Source organism: Bacteroides mucinivorans (genome assembly GCF_034654355.2).
Classification (GTDB): domain Bacteria; phylum Bacteroidota; class Bacteroidia; order Bacteroidales; family Bacteroidaceae; genus Bacteroides; species Bacteroides nordii.
Genome location: NZ_CP178179.1, coordinates 2,814,890 through 2,835,447, shown reverse-complemented (window position 1 = coordinate 2,835,447; position 20,558 = coordinate 2,814,890). Strand labels below are relative to the sequence as shown.

Annotated in this window: 14 protein-coding genes, 1 tRNA gene and 1 pseudogene; 10 read left to right on the top strand and 6 right to left on the bottom strand. The window is 40.4% G+C overall.

What is annotated here, in order from left to right; all coding sequences use genetic code 11:
• Positions 1–84 precede the first annotated feature (84 nt).
• From glyA to pyrB, 5 genes are all read right to left on the bottom strand, one after another.
• Positions 85–1,365 carry a serine hydroxymethyltransferase gene (gene glyA, locus VCM39_RS10535; protein ID WP_221651088.1) on the bottom strand — a complete coding sequence of 427 codons (1,281 nt, stop codon included), beginning with the start codon at positions 1,363–1,365 and terminating at the stop codon, positions 85–87.
• A gap of 103 nt (positions 1,366–1,468) precedes the next feature.
• The gene (locus VCM39_RS10530; protein WP_323673972.1) at positions 1,469–2,167 is read right to left on the bottom strand and encodes a porin family protein; all 699 of its coding nucleotides are present in this window, start codon (positions 2,165–2,167) and stop codon (positions 1,469–1,471) included.
• Positions 2,168–2,260: 93 nt separating this feature from the next.
• Positions 2,261–2,833 carry a flavin reductase family protein gene (locus VCM39_RS10525; protein ID WP_289291877.1) on the bottom strand — a complete coding sequence of 191 codons (573 nt, stop codon included), beginning with the start codon at positions 2,831–2,833 and terminating at the stop codon, positions 2,261–2,263.
• 135 nt (positions 2,834–2,968) lie between these two features.
• Positions 2,969–3,433 (bottom strand): aspartate carbamoyltransferase regulatory subunit, encoded by a 465-nt coding sequence (gene pyrI / locus VCM39_RS10520; RefSeq protein ID WP_221651091.1) that lies wholly within the window; start codon positions 3,431–3,433, stop codon positions 2,969–2,971.
• Positions 3,420–4,376, bottom strand: coding sequence for an aspartate carbamoyltransferase (gene pyrB / locus VCM39_RS10515; RefSeq protein ID WP_322932703.1), 957 nt, complete (start codon positions 4,374–4,376; stop codon positions 3,420–3,422). The genes pyrI and pyrB overlap by 14 nt, the downstream gene beginning before the upstream one ends.
• 561 nt (positions 4,377–4,937) lie before the next feature.
• Here pyrB and VCM39_RS10510 point away from each other — a divergent pair.
• The 5 genes and pseudogenes from VCM39_RS10510 to VCM39_RS10490 all read left to right on the top strand — a co-directional run bounded on the left by VCM39_RS10510 (position 4,938) and on the right by VCM39_RS10490 (position 10,967).
• Positions 4,938–7,274 carry a transglycosylase domain-containing protein gene (locus tag VCM39_RS10510; RefSeq protein ID WP_322932704.1) on the top strand — a complete coding sequence of 779 codons (2,337 nt, stop codon included), beginning with the start codon at positions 4,938–4,940 and terminating at the stop codon, positions 7,272–7,274.
• Positions 7,165–7,635 (top strand): annotated as a pseudogene (locus tag VCM39_RS10505) (2-amino-4-hydroxy-6-hydroxymethyldihydropteridine diphosphokinase); the annotation flags it as partial. The gene VCM39_RS10510 and the pseudogene VCM39_RS10505, both read left to right, overlap by 110 nt.
• Positions 7,636–7,671: 36 nt before the next feature.
• On the top strand, positions 7,672–8,424 hold the full coding sequence (gene kdsB / locus VCM39_RS10500; protein WP_255586203.1) for a 3-deoxy-manno-octulosonate cytidylyltransferase: 753 nt from the start codon (positions 7,672–7,674) through the stop codon (positions 8,422–8,424).
• A 15-nt stretch (positions 8,425–8,439) separates the two neighbouring features.
• Positions 8,440–9,726 carry a pitrilysin family protein gene (locus VCM39_RS10495; protein ID WP_322932706.1) on the top strand — a complete coding sequence of 429 codons (1,287 nt, stop codon included), beginning with the start codon at positions 8,440–8,442 and terminating at the stop codon, positions 9,724–9,726.
• A gap of 89 nt (positions 9,727–9,815) precedes the next feature.
• Positions 9,816–10,967 carry a phosphatidylinositol-4-phosphate 5-kinase gene (locus VCM39_RS10490; RefSeq protein WP_221651096.1) on the top strand — a complete coding sequence of 384 codons (1,152 nt, stop codon included), beginning with the start codon at positions 9,816–9,818 and terminating at the stop codon, positions 10,965–10,967.
• Positions 10,968–11,169: 202 nt separating this feature from the next.
• On the opposite strand, the gene VCM39_RS10485 is transcribed toward VCM39_RS10490, so the two are convergent.
• Positions 11,170–12,108 (bottom strand): ribose-phosphate pyrophosphokinase, encoded by a 939-nt coding sequence (locus VCM39_RS10485; RefSeq protein WP_002560352.1) that lies wholly within the window; start codon positions 12,106–12,108, stop codon positions 11,170–11,172.
• Positions 12,109–12,337: 229 nt separating this feature from the next.
• Between VCM39_RS10485 and VCM39_RS10480 the strand changes: the two genes are divergently transcribed.
• The 5 genes from VCM39_RS10480 (at position 12,338) to VCM39_RS10460 (ending at position 20,487) form a co-directional block, all read left to right on the top strand.
• Complete coding sequence (locus VCM39_RS10480) at positions 12,338–16,651, top strand: DUF5113 domain-containing protein (RefSeq protein ID WP_322932707.1); 4,314 nt, start codon at positions 12,338–12,340, stop codon at positions 16,649–16,651.
• A gap of 67 nt (positions 16,652–16,718) precedes the next feature.
• On the top strand, positions 16,719–17,447 hold the full coding sequence (locus VCM39_RS10475) for a DUF5932 domain-containing protein (protein WP_002560350.1): 729 nt from the start codon (positions 16,719–16,721) through the stop codon (positions 17,445–17,447).
• Entirely contained in the window at positions 17,437–18,894 is a 1,458-nt protein-coding gene (locus VCM39_RS10470; RefSeq protein ID WP_221651099.1) for an AbgT family transporter, read from the top strand. Before VCM39_RS10475 ends, VCM39_RS10470 begins: the two co-directional genes overlap by 11 nt.
• An 89-nt stretch (positions 18,895–18,983) precedes the next feature.
• Positions 18,984–19,057 (top strand) — tRNA-Arg (locus VCM39_RS10465).
• Between the two features lie 695 nt (positions 19,058–19,752).
• Entirely contained in the window at positions 19,753–20,487 is a 735-nt protein-coding gene (locus tag VCM39_RS10460) for a tetratricopeptide repeat protein (protein WP_221651100.1), read from the top strand.
• The last annotated feature ends 71 nt before the right edge of the window (positions 20,488–20,558 follow it).

Here is a 20,558-nt window from a genome sequence, read left to right as displayed (position 1 = left end):
CAAAGAAGAAAAAAAAACCGTGTATCATCTGTGAAGAAGATACACGGGTATAAGTCTAAATTATTAATTTATGTGTTCCGGTCTTTAATAAGCAAAGATCGGATATTTCTCCATCGTTTTGTTGACACGTGCACGAATCTGTGCTATTACTTCTTCATTATCAACATTAGAGAGTACTGTTTCAATCATTTCAGCAATTTCCAGCATTAAATCTTCCTTTGCGCCACGGGTAGTGATGGCAGGAGTACCCAAACGTATACCAGAGGTCTGGAATGCAGAACGGCTATCAAACGGTACCATGTTTTTGTTTACTGTAATATCAGCAGCTACCAATGCTTTCTCTGCTACCTTACCTGTCAAATCAGGGTATTTTGAGCGCAGGTCTACTAGCATTGAGTGATTATCTGTACCGCCGGATACGATTGTAAAACCACGTTCAATCAGTGCCTGAGCCAGCACAGCTGCATTTTTCTGTACTTGTTTCTGATACTCTTTATATTCTGGTTGCAAGCATTCGCCAAAAGCAACGGCTTTGGCTGCAATAACATGTTCCAACGGACCACCCTGAATTCCGGGGAATACAGCTGAATCCAGTAACTGAGACATCATTTTGATTTCTCCCTTCGGAGTAGTCTTACCCCATGGATTAGGGAAGTCTTTACCCATCATGATAACGCCTCCGCGTGGACCACGCAATGTTTTATGTGTTGTTGATGTGACGATGTGTGCATATTTCAGAGGATTATCCAGCAGGCCGGCAGCAATAAGTCCGGCAGGGTGTGCCATATCTATCATAAGGATAGCACCCACCTTATCTGCTATTTCACGCATACGTTTGTAATCCCATTCACGAGAGTATGCCGAGCCACCACCGATAATCATTTTGGGACGTTCGCGCAAAGCTACTTCTTCCATTTGATCGTAATCAACGCGGCCTGTCTCTTTATTAAGATTGTATTCACATGGAGTATAGATAAGACCGGAAGTATTGACTAATGAACCGTGAGAAAGGTGTCCGCCATGTGCCAGATTTAATCCCATAAATTTATCTCCCGGATTTAATACGGCAAGGAATACAGCCGCATTTGCCTGAGCTCCTGAGTGAGGCTGTACATTCGCCCATTCAGCACCGAAGATTTCTTTCAAGCGGTCGATAGCTATTTGTTCGCTTTGGTCTACCACTTCACATCCCCCATAATAACGTTTACCGGGATACCCTTCCGCGTATTTATTGGTAAGGCAGGAACCCATTGCTTCCATCACCTGGTCACTCACGAAGTTTTCTGATGCTATCAGCTCGATACCTTTAAGCTGACGTTGATGCTCTTTTTCGATAATATCGAAAATTAAATCGTCTCTTTTCATTCTGTATTGTATAAAAATAAGTTTCTTATTGGAGATTCTTTATTAAGCGCACAAATTTATGGAAAAAGAATGATAATCCGACAAAAAAAAGCAGATTTATCTATTAAAATATCACTCCAAGTGAGAAACTGAGTACCTGATCGCGCCGATGAAAGGTAATATTACTTACTCCGGTACTTCCATCGGAATTGATATTGTCGTATGTTACCGATTTTGAAATGTTGTGTACGCCCTGTTCATACCGGAAATCGAAGAATATACGGGAAATATTGACACCAACACCGATAACGGCACTCAGGTTGAATGGGTACAAACGTTCATGTATTCCTTTCTGATCGAAATTCTCAAAAGTGATTTCATTTTTCTTTCCCCAGATATAACGAAGTTTGGGTCCAAAGAAAATAGACATACCATAGGGACCTTCTTTCACTACATTGTATCCATAGAGCATTGGGAAATCAATGCTATGGATCATAGAGGTGACCGAAGCATAATCCGGCTCAATGTCCGGATGATGTGATCCCAGCTTATCGAACGTTATTTCACATTTACTGACATTGTAGGATATTTCCGGTTGAATGAAATGCTTTTTCATGTTGATACGCATGAAAAGTGCACCAAAGTAACCAAGTTTATAGTTGTTCTGAATCTCATCAATGGTTACATCTTTAATCTTAAAATCTGATACCAGAAACATGGAAGCGTTAAAACCTGCTTTTACCCCGATATTGAATCTTCTATGATTGGGACGGTCTGTTTTATTCTGTATGTTTTCTTGCGCAAAGACAGGCAATGTACCCATAAGGGCACATACCAATATTACCACCACTTTGCGGTTCCAACATCCACGCCATAATCTATATCTAATCCCTTTCATAATTCATAAATCAATTCTTCAATCCTTCCTCTTCTTTTCTACACTCCAGCCGAACTTTCCTATTTTATTCCCCAGTTCGTAGTATCCACCGTGAACATACACCAGTGGATTGGCTTCTGCCAGTTCCAGTTTTCCAGTTTCCGGGTTTAGGTGACCTTCGTCAGCACGTACATTTACTACGTCGGCGATAAACATATCGTGTGATCCTAACGATACGATTTCTTTTACTCTGCATTCAATACAAAGTGGTGATTCCTCAATAAGCGGAGCATTGACTACGGTACATTTACCCGGTGTTAATTTCATCTCCTCAAACTTATGATACTCTTTCCCTGAACGTACTCCACACCAGTCTGTAGGGAATGCCATATCTGCCGTTGTGAGATTAATCACAAATTCCATGTTTCTCTTTATAATAGAATAGGAGTGACGTTCCGGACGTATGGATATATAACACATGGGCGGGTTCGTACAAATCGTTCCCGTCCATGCCACCGTAATTATATTATATTCGCTTTCATTGTTTCCGCAACTCACCATGACGGCTGGCAGCGGATAAATCATTGTTCCAGGTTTCCAGTCAACACGCATAAAATTAAACATTTACGGTTAGACAATTAAAGTAGATTTGCGATTAGATTATTTACGATTGAAGAATACCATTTACTGTCAATCTATACATAAAGAGTAATTTCAATCGTAAATAGTAAATTGTCTAATCGTAAATTATTTGGTTATTGTAAATTCTTCTCTCCGTTGTTCCTTTTCGCAATAATGGCATTTCACTACACAGTTGTCTTTATCCACTACATGAAAAAGTGTGGGCATTGGCTCATTATTTGTGATACATTTAGGGTTGGCGCATTTTATAATTCCCTTCAGGTCGTCCGGCATGCGTACCTCCTTCTTTTCTACAACTTCATAATCACGGATAATGTTCAACTTCACATGTGGAGCCACTACTGAAATGCGGTTAATTTCTTCATCACAAAAAAACTTATCAGCTATTTTGATAATACCTTTTCGTCCCAGTTTTTGACTTTCAAGGTTAAAGCCGATAGTAATGTTATTCTTCATGTGTTCCAGTCCAAGTAACCGCACGATGGTAAACAGTTTTTCGCTGGGTATATGGTCGATGACAGTCCCGTTCCGAAGGGCGGCCACTTGCAGGGCTTGTTTATTTTCGTTCATATTTTTGGTCATTAACTCTATTTATATCTTCCAATGTTATTCCTAATACATCACACAGAATGGCTTCACGAGCATACAAACCGTTTTGTGCCTGTTGAAAGTAATAGGCCTTCGGGCTTTCGTCCACATCATAAGCTATTTCATTGACACGAGGTAGCGGATGAAGAATACGCAGATTAGGCCGTGTGTTCTCCAGCATCTGGGCGCGTAAGATATATACGTTTTTCACACGTTCGTATTCCATCAAATCGGTGAAGCGTTCGCGTTGTACCCGAGTCATATAAAGGATATCAGCTTCAGCAATCGTTTCTTCGGTAAAATCAGTATGTTCTACATATTTTATATTATGCTCTTTACAATATATTTTATATTCTTCCGGCATTTTCAGTTCATCGGGAGCTATGAAATGGAAAGTTGGGTTGAAGTGGCGCATGGCCATAAGTAGTGAGTGAACGGTACGGCCGTATTTAAGATCGCCTACAAGATAGATATTTAGATTCTCGAGTGTACCTTGCGTTTTGTAGATTGAGTAAAGATCGAGCATTGTCTGCGATGGATGCTGATTGGCTCCGTCTCCGGCATTCACGATAGGTACCGTTGTTATCTCGCTTGCATAACGGGCAGCTCCTTCCAAATAATGACGCATTACGATAATATCGGCATAATTACTTACCATTTTAATCGTATCTTTCAGCGTTTCGCCTTTGGATGAGCTGGTCGCTTTCGGATCACTAAACCCAATAACACGTGCGCCAAGGCGATTGGCAGCTGTTTCAAAACTAAGTCGGGTACGGGTAGATGGTTCAAAGAACAGGGTGGCTACCACTTTATTTTCAAGTAGCCGGCGGTTGGGATTTTGTTCAAACTGCTTCGCCATTTCAAGCATATAAAGTATTTTTTCTTTTGAATGCTCGGCAATGGTTACTAAACTTCTGTTTTCCATTCTGTTATCTTTAATATTGATAGAACTTGTTTTCAGACTGTAAAGGTAGTGAGAAAATGCGGTATCTGCAATTATAAAATGGAAAATTGAAAGCTGAAAATTACCATGCGGCGTGATAGTACAGCTGATTTTCAATTTTGAACCTTTAATTTTAGTACCCACCCCGGCTACAGTCGCATTTAAACCGAGTGAGTCTGTCCAGAAACGATCTAAACCAAGAATGACTAAAAACGGTGTTTACGGTATCACAGTGGCCTACGCAGTTCATAGATCTTCTGTTGTGATTTGCAAAAAGTGCGCTGTAAATAAGTCAAATAGATTAAAGAAACTACTATTATAGAAAAGGAAATTGAAATAACATCTGATTACCGGACAGCAAAATGCCAGTTATAGTTTGTCGATTTTATAGTTACAATAAGTCCACATTTCTTAGGAGAACCATGCAGGCTATTAGTTATTTTTTGCTTTTCAATAACTTTGATTTGAATTGAAATTTGTACGTTCTCTGAATAATAACTATCTTTGCAACTTAATAAACTGATAATTTCGTAACAGAACGCAATGATAAAAAAAATAATAAAAGCCCTTTGGATATTCCTCGTTGTAGTAGTACTGTTTTGTGTGGGTATTTTTGCTTCCATATCGTATGGTTGGATAGGTTATATGCCTCCGGTGGAAGAGCTCGAAAATCCGGAATATAAATTTGCAGCTGAGATATTTTCCGAAGACGGAAAAGTACTCGGAACTTTTTCATTAAACCAGAATAATCGTGTTTACAGCAGTTATGCTGATTTATCTCCCAATATCATTAACGCTTTGATTGCCACCGAAGATGTCCGCTTTGCCCAACATTCGGGTATTGATGTGAAAGCTCTTTCCAGAGCCATAGTGAAACGTGGTATCTTGATGCAGAAAAGTGCCGGTGGAGGTAGCACACTCTCTCAGCAACTTGCCAAACAGCTGTTTACCGAAAATGTTGCAAGTAATACGCTTCAGCGCCTTCTTCAGAAACCGATTGAATGGGTAATTGCTGTGAAGCTGGAGCGCTACTATACAAAAGAAGAAATTCTGACGATGTATCTTAATAAATTTGACTTCTTGAATAATGCAGTAGGTATAAAAACTGCAGCTCACACTTATTTCGGTTGCGAACCCAAAGATCTGAAAACAGAAGAAGCCGCCATGTTGGTAGGTATGTGCCAGAATCCTTCACTCTACAATCCGGTATCCCGCAACTCCAAGATAAGGACAAACGCTTTGGGACGTCGCAATGTAGTTCTTGGTCAAATGGAAAAAGCAGGATACATTACCGAAGCAGAACGTGATTCCTTGCAGGCGCTTCCGTTAACGCTGACTTACAATCGCGTAGGGCATAATGAAGGTCTTGCAACTTATTTCCGTGAATATCTGCGTGGAGTACTGACTGCCAAAAAACCGGATAAAAGCGATTATCGTGGTTGGCAAATGCAGAAATTTTATGAGGATTCACTTTCATGGGAAACCGATCCTCTTTATGGGTGGTGTGCAAAGAATAAAAAGAAGGATGGTTCAAATTACAATGTCTATACCGATGGTTTAAAAATTTATACGACCATCGATTCGCGCATGCAACGTTATGCCGAAGAATCTGTAGAAGAACATATGAAAGATTTACAGGCACAATTCTTCAAAGAAAAAAAAGGTCGTAAAAAAGCACCATACAGCAATATGCTGACTCAACAGCAGATTGACGAAATCCTTGAAAGAGCTGTGAAGCAAACAGATCGTTACCGGGCAATGAAAAAAGACGGGGCTTCGGAGGCTGAAATCAAGAAGGCATTCAATACACCGGAGGAAATGTCTGTATTCAGTTGGGCAGGTGAAAAAGATACCATCATGACACCGATGGATTCTATTAAATACTATAAGCATTTTCTACGTACAGGGTTTATGTCAATGAATCCGTTCAACGGACATGTAAAAGCATATGTGGGAGGACCCAACTATAACTATTTCAAGTATGACATGGCTATGGTAGGACGTCGCCAGGTGGGATCTACTATCAAACCCTACCTCTACGCCTATGCCATGGAAAATGGATTCTCGCCTTGTGACGAAACCCGCCACGTAGAGCAGACGCTAATGGATGAAAACGGTATCCCCTGGACTCCCCGTAATAGTACCAAAAAACGTTATGGAGAACTTGTAACTTTGAAATGGGGATTGGCTAATTCAAGCAATTGGGTATCGGCATATCTGATGGGAAAACTGAATCCGTATGCGTTAGTGCGGTTGATACATAGTTTCGGAGTTCGTAACAAAGACATAATGCCAACTGTATCGCTTTGCCTCGGTCCGTGTGAAATTTCGGTAGGAGAGATGGTGAGTGCTTATACGGCATTTGCCAATAAGGGTATCCGTGTGGCACCTCTATTTGTTACCCGCATCGAAGATAATGAAGGTAACGTACTCGCAACGTTTGCTCCGCAAATGGATGAAGTGATCAGTGCGTCGAGCGCCTATAAAATGTTGGTCATGCTCCGTGCGGTAATCAACGAGGGTACCGGTGGACGTGTTCGCAGCCGATATGGTATTACAGCCGATATGGGTGGTAAAACAGGTACTACAAATGCTAATTCTGATGGTTGGTTTATGGGCTTTATTCCTTCACTTGTATCCGGTTGTTGGGTCGGAGGCGAGGAACGTGATATTCATTTTGATACGATGACCTACGGACAAGGAGCTTCTTTGGCATTGCCTATCTGGGGAAAATATATGAAAAAGGTATTTGACGATAAGACACTGGGATATGATCCGTCAGAGCATTTCCAGTTGCCCGAAGGATTTGATCCTTGTGCCGGATCGGAGGTTAGCTCAGAAGACTCTGGAGAGCTTGGATTGGATGATCTTTTTAATTAAAAATTCTGCATTGAAAAGTTGTCTTATCTGTATTGGAAGTAACTATGACCGGAAGGAGAACCTCCTTCTGGCACGCCAAAGACTACAGGCTCTGTTTCCTACTGTTCGTTTTGCAGCAGAGGAGGAAACAGAGCCGTTGCATTTGAGGAGTTCCGCATTGTTTTCCAATCAAGTGGCGGAGTTTATTACCGGACTTGAGGAGGTGTGTGTAGTAAATAAATTGAAAGCCATTGAACATGAAGCTGGTCGCCGTCCGGGTGATAAAGCAAAAGAGAAAATCTGTCTGGATATAGACTTATTGATGTACAACGGCAAGATACTGAAGCCAGAAGATATGGAACGAGAATATGTTCGGAAGGGATTAAAAGAGTTAGATTACTGTTTAGATTTAAATGATATGAAATTTATAGGAATAATACCTGCCCGCTATGCTTCTACGCGTTTTCCTGCAAAGCCATTGGCTATCCTTGGAGGGAAAACCGTGATACAGCGTGTATACGAACAAGTGGCAGGAATTCTTGACGATGCCTACGTGGCAACAGACGATGTACGTATTGAAGCTGCGGTAAAAGCTTTCGGTGGTAAAGTTGTCATGACATCTGTAGAACATAAAAGTGGCACGGATCGCTGTTATGAAGCTGCGACTAAAATTGGTGGTAACTTTGATGTCGTAGTCAATATACAAGGTGACGAACCATTTATTCAGCCATCACAATTGCAGGCTATAAAAGCTTGTTTTGAGGATATAACGACTCAAATTGCTACATTAGTCAAACCATTTGATACCAATGATGCTTTTGAAACACTGGAAAATGCAAATTCGCCTAAAGTAGTAGTAAACAAGAACTGGAATGCATTGTATTTCAGTCGTTCTATAATTCCATATCTACGTGGTGTGGAAAAATCCGAATGGCTCCAAAGTCATACCTATTATAAACATATCGGACTTTATGCCTATCGCACCGAAGTATTGAAAGAGATTACTTCGCTTCCGCAGTCTTCTCTAGAGCTAGCCGAATCGTTGGAACAACTCCGTTGGCTGGAGAATGGTTATACAATCAAGGTAGGAGTCAGTGAAGTAGAAACAATTGGTATTGATACTCCTCAGGATCTCGTACGGGCAGAGGAATTTCTGAAAAATAGAAAATGATTTTATATCGCAGCCATGGATAGAACGATACAACCCGAGATCCGGGACTTGGAAAATTTAATTGTTACCCTCCCGATGCGGGCTACGTTGTCCAATGGTATTCCTCTGGCGGTAATCAAGGCAGGGGAACAGGAAGTAGTGCGTATGGATATCCTCTTTGCCGGAGGACGATGGCAACAGACTCAGAAATTACAGGCTCTTTTCACGAATCGGATGCTTCGTGAAGGATCATGTAAATATACCGCTTCGGATATTGCAGAGAAACTGGATTATTATGGTGCGTGGCTGGAACTCTCCAGTTCATCAGAATATGCATATATTACGCTGTATTCATTAAACAAGTATTTTGCTGAAACAATTGAGGTTCTGGAATCTATAATAAAAGAACCTCTTTTTCCCGAAAAAGAACTAAACACAGTACTCGATGTAAACATACAGCAATATCTTGTTAATTCTTCCAAAGTTGATTTTCTGGCTCAGCGAAGTTTGCTCACTGCGCTTTATGGAAGCGAACATCCCTGTGGCCGTTTGACAGAAGAGGAAGATTACCGCTTGATTACTCCTGATGTACTTCGTGAATTTTATAATGAATATTATCATTCCGGTAATTGCTCTATTTTCCTGTCCGGTAAAGTAACAGACGACGTTATTCGCAAGGTAGAGTCTGCTTTCGGTAATACTCCTTTTGGTAACTATCGGTATCCTTTGGTGAAAAAAGAATATACTTTTACCACTACGGCCGATAAAAGAATATTTGTAGAACGAGATGACGCATTGCAGAGTGCCATAAAGCTGGGTACTACAACCATTGAACGTATGCATCCTGACTATCTGAAACTACGCGTATTGATGACCCTTTTCGGAGGTTATTTTGGCAGCAGGTTGATGTCTAATATACGCGAGGATAAGGGATATACTTATGGTATTTCAGCAGGTACCCTGTTTTATCCCGGAAGCGGCATGATTCTGATTAGTACGGAAGCCGATAACGAATATGTAGAACCTTTAATCAGAGAGGTCTATCATGAGATCGACAGACTTCGGGTTGAACCTGTTCCTGTGAGCGAACTGACAATGGTACGCAACTATATGCTGGGAGAAATGTGCCGTAATTATGAGTCTCCTTTCTCGCTGGCAGATGCATGGATGTTCATCTATACTTCAAAGTTGGATGATGCTTATTTTGCCCGCTCATTGCAGGCTGTAAAAGAAGTTACACCGGAAGAAATTAAAGAATTGGCTAATCGTTATTTGTGCAAAGAGACATTAAAAGAGGTCATCGCAGGTAAAAAGTTGTCATAAAAAGGCGATGATAACTGTGTGTTTTGCCTGAGAAATTGTATCTTTGTCACATCGCTAATCGTAATTCGTAACTTGTAATTTGTAAATTAATGAAATATCTATATACTGCACTCATATTGGTTTTTCTTTCCCAGGAAGGAGCCGTAGCACAAAATAAAGGTGGCTTTTTCGGAAAAATCAAGGATACTTTTTCCACTGAAATCAAAATAGGAAACTATACATTTAAAGACGGATCCGTGTATACCGGAGAAATGAAAGGTCGTAAACCAAATGGTAAAGGAAAGACTGTTTTTAAGAATGGAGACACATACGAAGGGGAATATGTAAAAGGAAAACGTGAAGGCTTCGGAATATATACTTTTCCGGATGGAGAAAAATATGAAGGGCAGTGGTTCCAAGATCAGCAGCACGGAAAAGGCATTTTCTACTTTATGAATAACAACCGTTATGACGGTATGTGGTTTCAGGACTATCAGCATGGGCAGGGTACAATGTATTACCATAATGGAGATATCTATGAAGGTAACTGGGCTAATGATAAACGTGAGGGCCAGGGTACATATACATGGAGAGACGGTTCGAAATATGTAGGTAACTGGAAGAATGACAAAAAAGACGGTAAAGGTGTGCTGGCATGGAACAATGGCTGCAAATATGATGGTGAATGGAAAAATGATGTCCGAGAGGGTAAAGGAACTTTTGAATATACCAACGGAGAAAAATATGTAGGTGACTGGATGGATGATCTGCAACATGGACAAGGTATTTTCTATCTGGGAGAAGATCGCTATGAAGGTTCATATGTACAAGGTGAACGTACTGGAGCAGGTATCTATTACCATGCAAATGGTGATAAGTATGTAGGAAATTTCAAGAATGGTATGCAGGATGGTGAGGGTACATTTACATGGGCAAACGGAGCCGTATACAAAGGGCATTGGAAAGAAAACAAAAGAAACGGACGTGGTAAGTATACTTGGAGTAATGGTGATACATACGATGGAGAGTGGAAGAATAATCAACCCAATGGAGAAGGAATATTAATTCTGACCAATGGTACAAAGTATAAAGGCGGATTTGTAAATGGTCTTGAAGAAGGTAAAGGTATCCAGGAAGATAAAGACGGACACCGTTACGAAGGATTCTTCAAGCAAGGAAAGAAGCACGGGCCGTTTGTTGAAACAGATGGTAATGGCAAAGTTATTCGTAAAGGGAGCTATAAATTCGGAAGATTGGAGTAGGGAGCTCCCGTACGGAAAAGATACTTTTTTTAGTTGAAACGCAGATTAACGCAAATTTTCGCAAAGAATTAATTCAAATGGTAGAACTCTTGATCTACAAAAATCTACGTTAATTTGCACTTTAAAATGGGCTTTACAAAAAGTGGCGACACAATCTTTATTATTTGTGCCGCCACTTTTTTATTTATCAGGATCGTTTGTCTTAGATAATGTATTGTGAACTGATTGATTCGTTACTAACGACACGTCTGATCGTTTCAGCAAACATGTCTGCAATACTTAACTGTTTAACTTTAGCGCACTTCTTCGAATAAGGGATACTATCGGTGAATACCATTTCAGTAAGACTTGATTCTTGCACACGGAAAGAAGCAGGATCTGACATAACACAATGGCTTGCAATAGCACGAACAGATTTTGCACCGGCTTCTACCATGATGTTGGCAGCCTTAGTGATCGTACCTGCTGTATCTACGATATCATCAATTAAAACAACATTTTTATCTTTCACATCACCAATAATCTGCATAGAGGCAACCTCATTAGCTTTTTCACGTGATTTATTGCAAAGTACCAAAGGTACACCGAGGTATTTTGAAAATGTACTTGCACGTTTTGAGCCGCCTACGTCAGGAGTAGCGATAACCAGATTCTCCAGATGTAGTGACTGAATGTAGGGAAGGAATACTGCCGAAGCATACAAATGGTCAACCGGAATGTTAAAGAATCCCTGAATCTGGTCAGCATGAAGGTCCATTGTGATCAGACGGTCAATACCTGCTACTGCAAGTAAATCGGCTACCAGTTTTGCACCGATAGAAACACGAGGTTTGTCTTTTCTGTCCTGACGTGCCCAGCCAAAATATGGAACAACAGCAACTACGCTCTTCGCAGATGCTCGTTTTGCTGCATCAATCATCAGCAGAAGTTCCATTAAATTGTCAGAGTTTGGGAAAGTGGATTGAACCAAGAATACATGTGAACCACGGATTGACTCTTCATAAGAAACAGCAAATTCACCATCTGCAAAATGGGTGATATTCATGTTTCCCAGAGGACAATTGAGGCTAGCGCAGATTTTCTCTGCCAGGTATCTCGAATTGGTTCCCGAGAATACCATAAAGGGTGCTTTTTCGCTCATTTTATAATAGTTGTTACCTATTTGTTAATTTGCCCGCAAAGGTATGAAATCTCCCGACAATCTAAAAGACTTATTGTAGAAAAAATATTTTTTCATTCCTATTCACGGGAAATATTTGTAGATTTGCGAGATTAAATAATGTACCCATTAAATAATATGCCAATCGGCTGCACTATTTAACATACCGCAGGTAATTGGCATATCGGTACATTGAACAATTATTGAAACGATGAACCGTCACCTGCCTTTGTATATACTGTGCATGCTGTTGCTTACAGCACTCTTTTCGTGTGTCGGTACAGCACCGACTAAAGAGGTACGATTTATCGACTCTTTGAATCGAAGAGCGTATGCTTATCGTTACAAAAATCTGGATTCTTCCTATCATCCTGCATTAGAAGCCTATCAAAAATCCCGCCTTTATAATCAGGGGAAAGCAGAGGCCTGCAATAATTTGGGATTTTGTGCATTCATGAAAATGGATTTTGAACGTGCCGAAGGGTTACACAAAGAAGTATACGGACTTACCAAAAATGAATTGGAATTACTTATTGCAGATGTAGGACTGATGAAGATCTATCAGCGGGCGGGTATGAATAAAGAATATTACGATTATCGTAACAGCGCTATCCGGCGAATGAAACGTATTCGTGAAGACAGCAATGTTTTTGCAGACAAGCATGAGACACTACGGTTGAATTATGCCTTCACAGAGTTCTTTATAGTATCTGCCGTTTATTACTATTATCTTCAGCAACGTCCCGAAGCAATGGAAGCACTGGATAAGATTCCGCAAGACGAAGCTTTGAATGAGGATACCAATCAATATCTTTACTTTCATTATATCAAAGGATCGGCTTCTTTGTGTGAAGGTGATACACCGGACGAACGGAAATTACATGAATATGACGAACTCTATACTACCTGGAGACTGGCTTCCCGCGAAGGTTATCTTTATTTTGTCGGGAACAGTATGCAGGGATTGGCTAACCTGCTGATACCTAAAGGAGATTTTGACTTGATTGTTTCAAGACGTTCACATTCATTGAAGCAATTGGGCATACCAATTGACTCTTTGCTACCTTTAAGATTGGGAGAAAAAGCATTGCAAACCTTCAGAGAATACGATGACCTGTATCAAATTGCCGGTGCTTATGTCTCTATCGGAAAATATCTCAATGCTCATGGTTTGTATTCTGACGCACTCGATTCTCTGGGCAAAGCATTGGAATGCGTAAATTATCACCATCTTTTGTATTATCATCATGCAGCCGATACATTAGACAAATTACAGTCTTTTGTCGGTGCTGATACCATTTTTACCGAAATGACGTGGATAGGACAAGAGAGGGTCAAAACTGTACCCGAATGGATATCCCGTATTCGTGAGCAGTTGAGTGTTTCTTATGCAGGTTTGGGCATGAAGTCGGAATCTGACTATAACCGCAATATCTATCTGGATATATTAAATGATACCCGTCAGGACAAAGAGCTGGAAAGTCGTTATGCCTATCTGGAAGCAGAGTCCAAACAGCTGAATATCGTACTTTTCTTTGTTACAGTAGGTTTGTTGCTGGTAATCGTTTTATTCTGGATTTTCAATAAACGTTCCAAAATAAAAAATCGCATTTACACAGAACGGTTGCAACAGACGCTGGTTCTTTGCCGGGATATTACGGCTTCTATTCCGATGAATATACCTCTTATCCAGCAAGGCATTGACCGGCTATTCGGATCGGACCGGATCACTTTGGAAGTTACTGAAGAGGGAAAGACAAACTTCGTCCACAATCATCGGCTGAGTCGTGATGAGCAGGCATTAGTACATATATTGATACCCTACGTTGAGTGGGCTATGGATAATGAGCAGGCCATTGCTTTACTCAGTGACGAGCGTAACCAGCTGGAAAAACAACGTTATGTCTATGAACAGCATATTGCTGCCAACAAACGTCAGAATCTGATAAAAAAGTCGTGTCTTGCTATTGTGAATGGTATCAATCCTTATATAGACCGCATACTCAACGAGGTGCACAAACTCACGGAAAAAGGTTTCATGAAAGACCCGCGAATCAAAAAAGAAAAATACCAATATATTGACGAATTAGTAACCACGATCAATGAATATAATGATATTCTTGCCTTGTGGATTAAGATGAAACAGGGTACATTGAGTCTGAATATAGAAATTTTCAGTTTAAATGAGCTTTTTGAACTTTTGGGAAAAGGACGCAGAGCCTTCGAAATGAAGGATCAAACACTCGAAATAGAACCCACCCAAGCATTGGTAAAGGCGGACAGGGCGTTGACCTTGTTTATGATAAATACACTGGCCGAAAATGCCCGTAAATATACTCCCGAAGGGGGGAAGGTACATATTTATGCCTGCCAGACCGAAGAATACGTTGAAATATCGGTGGAAGATAACGGACGCGGACTTTCTGCCGAAGATGTGGCGCGTATTATTGGCGAAAAAGTATATGATTCACGTGCTATCGGAATGAAAGATACGGAGGATACGGAAGTGCTGCGACAGAATAAGGGAAGTGGTTTCGGACTGATGAACTGCAAAGGCATTATTGAGAAGTATCGTAAAACGAATGATTTGTTCCGGGTATGTCTGTTCAGCGTTGAAAGCGAACCGGGAAAGGGGAGTCGTTTCTATTTCCGCCTTCCGCCAGGAGTACGAAAGGTAATGGGAATTTTGTTCTGTTTGCTATTGCCTTCGTGTCTGTTCTCTTCTTGTATGAAAGAGGCCGAACTGGCATATGTTGTTTCTCCGATGGATTCTTTAACTTTGGCAGCAGATTCCAATTATGACCAATTGCTTGACGAAGCATCAGACTATGCCAACGCAGCCTATTTTGCTAATGTAGATGGCTATTATGAAGCAGCCCTGCAATATGCAGACTCCGCTATTATGGTACTGAACAGGCATTATAAGAAATATGCCCGCCGGCCGTACCGGTATATGAAACTGATTGGTGAAGGTACTCCGGCAGAACTGACCTGGTGGAATGAAATGTTCGATTCGGATTTTCATGCAATACTGGATATAAGAAACGAAGCAGCCGTTGCTTTTCTTGCGTTAAAACAGTTGGATGGATATAACTATAATAATGCAGCATTTACAGCCCTTTATAAGTTGCAAAGTGAGGATCAGTCATTAGAGGGCTACTGTCGCCAATTGGAACGTTCTACAACGAACAAAATAGTAGGTATTATTCTTTGCATCCTTTTACTGGTAATTTCTCTGGCAGGCTATTATCTTATATATATACGCAAACGCCTACTCAACCGTTTGAATTTGGAACAGGTGCTTGAGATAAACAAAAAAGTTTTTGCATCTTCACTTATACGTTCACAGGAGTCGACCGAAGCTTTGCAGCGCGAAGAGGATACGTTGAAAGAGATTCCACAACGACTCGTTGACGAAGCATTTGATTCTATTAACGAACTACTGACAATTGACCGGCTCAGCCTTGCCGTGTATAATGAGACTACACATCATCTGGAGTTTGCTTCCAATCCCCGGCTTGATATAATGCCTGAGTTGATGCAATGTTGTTTCAACGAGCAAACTTATCAGTCTGATGGGCTTGCACAGGCTATCCCATTAGTAGTGGATGCTGGAGGAGAGCATCAGTGCGTAGGTGTACTTTACCTGGAACGCCGTGAGGGAACTGAATTAGAAACAGATCGGCTACTGTTTGAATTGGTGGCCCGTTACGTAGCAATCGTAGTGTTCAATGCTGTAGTGAAACTGGCAATGAAATACCGGGATATTGAATCTGCACATGAAGAGGCACAACGTGCTTCCTGGGAAGACAGTATGCTGCATGTTCAGAATATGGTACTCGACAATTGCCTTTCTACCATCAAACACGAGACTGTTTATTATCCCAATAAAATAAAACAGATCGTTGGTAAGTTGAATACACAAAATCTTTCGGAAACAGAAGAACGGGAGAATGTGGAAGCTATCAGTGAATTGATAGAGTACTATAAAGGCATCTTTACCATCCTTAGTTCCTGTGCTTCCCGGCAATTGGAAGAGGTTACATTCCGGCGGAGTACGATTCAGGTTTCCGATCTTTTTGAATACGCAGCTAAGTATTTCCGAAGGGTTAGTAAGGGAAAAAGAACCGGAGTTGAGTTAATGATCGAACCAATGGAGGGCCGGGTTATCGGAGATATCAATCAACTTCGTTTTCTTCTTGAAAATCTGATAGACGAAGCGCTCGATAGGTCTGAAAACGGAATATTGAAATTAAGTGCCAAAGAAGAGGATGAATATGTACGCTTTCTTTTTACTGATACCCGTCGAGAAAAGAGCGTAGAAGAGCTGAACCAATTGTTTTATCCCAATCTGGCACGCATGACTGCTGGTGAAAAAGGAGAACTCCGCGGTACGGAATATTTGATATGTAAGCAAATTATTCGCGATCATGATGAATTTGCCGGACGACGTGGATGCCGTATCAATGCCGAGCCTGCTGTGGGTGGAGGGTTTACTGTTTACTTTACCATACCCAGGCGATGATAACAATAGATGTAAAGCAGCATAATAATATGTGTAACGAGTCATAACAATATATGTAACGAAACGTATGGAAGACAGAAAATTTAAAGTAATTATCGTAGAAGATGTAAAGTTAGAACTGAAAGGTACAGAAGAGATTTTTCGGCATGAAATACCCAATGCAGAAGTTATAGGGACCGCTATGACTGAAGCTGAATTCTGGCCGTTAATGGAAGCTCAATTACCCGATCTGGTACTGCTCGATCTTGGTTTGGGTGGTTCTACCACTATTGGAGTAGATATCTGCCGCAATATATTCAAACGTTACAAAGGAGTACGGGTGCTTATTTTCACAGGTGAAATATTGAATGAAAAACTATGGGTAGATGTACTGAATGCAGGAGCCGACGGCATTATCCTGAAGACAGGTGAACTGCTGACTAAGACCGATGTACAAGCAGTGATGGACGGCAAGAAACTTGTATTCAACTATCCCATACTTGAGAAGATAGTAGATCGGTTTAAAGCCTCTGTAGGTAACGATGCCAAACGTCAGGAAGCTGTCATCAATTACGATATCGATGAATATGACGAACGTTTTTTACGCCATCTCGCCTTGGGATATACCAAAGAGATGATAGCCAATCTCAAGGGTATGCCTTTTGGAGTGAAGTCGCTCGAAAAACGGCAGAATGATCTTGTCGGACGACTCTTTCCTAATGGAGAACGGGTAGGGGTGAATGCTACCCGTCTGGTAGTACGTGCATTTGAACTTCGTATCCTCGATCTTGATAATCTGGAAGCCGATGAAGAATAGCAAATGGCGTATGCCACATCCGGCCACAATGTTCCTTGTGCTGACAATGTTCGTTGTGCTTCTTTCGTGGATATTTGACATCTACGGACTAAGCGTTACATTGCCACAAACAGGTGAGGAAATTCGTGTGCAAAGCTTGTTAAGTCCGGAAGGTATTCGCTGGTTGCTTCGTCATATAGTTACCAATTTCACCGGATTTGCTCCTTTGGGAATGGTAATTGTAGCTATGTTTGGTATAGGAGTAGCGCAACACTCCGGCTTTATAGATGCTTGTATCCGGCAGGGAATTCGTGGAAAGCAGGAGAAAGAGAAAATTATTCTTTGGGTTATTTTCCTGGGATTGCTTTCAAACGTAGTAGGTGATGCTGGTTATATTATATTGCTGCCTATTGCTGCTACTTTGTTTCATTCCGTGGGGTTACATCCGGTAGCTGGAATTATCACAGCTTATGCATCTGTAGCTTGCGGTTATAGTGCTAATGTTGTACTAAGCACGATGGATCCTTTGCTGGCCCGCACCACAGAAGAAGCCGCAGTGGCAGGCGGTATAGAACACGGTGATACGGGGCCGTTATGCAATTATTATTTCATGTTTGTTTCTACTTTTCTCATTGCTGCCGTCGTTTATTGGGTAACGCGCCGTAAATTACTTCCGGCTATGGGCAATTATGGTGGAAGTACACTCTTTGAAGGTTATAAACCGCTTTCTCGTAAGGAACGCCGTGCTTTAACAATGGCCATCATTGTAGGCGTGGCCTATGTCGCTGTAGTACTTTGGCTAACTTTCTCTTCCTATGGTATTTTGCGTGGTGTAAGTGGTAATCTGATGCGTTCTCCTTTTATTATGGGGATATTGTTTCTTATTTCCTTGGGAGCCGGACTTATGGGAATGATCTACGGATTCAGTTCAGGGCGGTATCGTACGGATGCAGATGTGATAGAAGGTTTGGCACAACCTATGAAGTTACTGGGAGTATATTTTGTTATCGCCTTTTTTGCAGCACAGATGTTTGCTTGTTTTGAGTATTCACACCTCGACAAGTGCCTGGCTATTATGGGAGCAAATCTACTCTCTTCTATTGAGTTTGGTAACTTGTCGACTCTTATCCTTTTTATCTTATTCAGTGCGCTGATCAATCTCATCATGGTATCTGCAACCTCCAAATGGACATTTATGGCATTCATTTTCATTCCGATATTCGATAAAATGGGTGTTTCCCCGGATGTAGTGCAGTGTGCTTTTCGTATAGGAGACAGTGCAACCAATGCCATTACTCCTTTTCTTTTTTATATGCCTTTAGTATTGACTTATATGCAGCAATATGACAAGAACTCCTCTTATCTTTCCCTATTAAGATATACATGGCGTTATTCTGTTTACATTTTAATAGCCTGGACTTTGTTATTTATTTTGTGGTATTTAACAGGCTTACCTTTAGGATTATAGCCTTTTCTGCACAGAGAAAGACGCAAAAAAACACAGAAATGTTTTTGAAGTTTCAGAAAAAGCATTACCTTTGCACCGCAATTAAGGATGGTCCCGTAGCTCAGCTGGATAGAGCAACGCCCTTCTAAGGCGTGGGTCAAGCGTTCGAATCGCTTCGGGATCACAAAAAGGAGATTACAATAGTAGTCTCCTTTTTTGTTGTATATCATTGAGCATACGCCAAACACCTGACTGTTAGTTGTATGATTTTGCATTTGATCGGGATCACAAAAAGAGTGATTGAAATAGTTTTTTGGGGGTTGTGCAGGCAATTACATTTTTCTTATCGTCACAAACTATTTTTTACTCCTTTCTTTCCCATCTATAAAAAGTTTGTAATCGAAGTACATGAACATTTGTATTCAAGGAAGATTGCTCAACTTTCTCCATTTATCAGTAATAATCAAGTTTTAAAAATGATAAATATTTGTACTAAATTTCCGAATGTAGATACTGAATTTCCAGACATAATAACAACTATTATTTTTTCAATATATATTTGCATCACTGTTCTACAGATATCTGAGAAGAAAAATGTAGAGTATTGTTTGTTTTGTTTGTGTGTGATGGATTCTTCTCAAGCGTGAGAAGAATCCATCTTTTTATTTTATATCTATTTATTAATATAAATCAACTGATAACAGGCTGTATGTACTTTCTAAACAATCAGAAAGAAGTATGTTTATCGCCATCATATATGAATAAAATGTATGTTTCGTAGTGTGAAAGAGCCTATAAAAAACAAAATAGCTTTGTTATTCTATTCATTTCTTGTTACATTTGAACGATAAACAATTAAAAAGACACATTTTAAGAACCATGAGAAAATTTATTTTGCTTGCTGCTTTGTGCTGTGCCACAGGCAGTATCTTTGGTCAAACAGACCCTAATCAGTTAAAAAAAGAAGGAAATGACGCTTTAAATGCTAAGAATTACCAGGTTGCTTTTACTAAATACGATGCGTATTTGAAGCAAACGAATAATTCAGACTCCGTAATGGCTTATAATTGTGGTGTATGTGCTGATCAGATAAAAAAATATGCTGATGCGGTGAAGTACTTCGATGTGGCCATTCAAAAGAATTATAATGTAGCCAATGCATATGCCCGTAAAGCTGGTGCATTAAAAGATTTGAAAAAGGATGCGGAAATGGTGGAAACATTGGAAGCCGGCCTTAAAGTTGCCCCGGGCAATAAAACAATGGAGAAACTATATGCTATCTATTATTTGAAGGAAGGACAAAAATTCCAGAAAGCCAATGATATTAATAAGGCAGAAGATAGTTACAAACAAGTAACTACGTTGAGCAATAAAAAATGGAAAACAGATGCTCTTTACAGTCTGGGAGTGTTGTTCTACAATAATGGAGCTAATGTCTTGAAAAAAGCCGCTCCACTGGCTACTTCTGATGCAGACAAATATGCAACGGAAAAAGCTGCTGCCGATGCCGATTTCAAGAAAGCTTCAGATTATTTAAAAGAAGCTGTAGCTTTGTCTCCGGATAGAGCTGAAATTAAGAAAATGTTGGGGCAGGTAGAAGAGAGCCTGAAATAATAAAAGCTTATCATAATAAAGAAGAGAGCCACTTTTTATATGGAAGTGGCTCTCTTCTTTATTATTAGAGT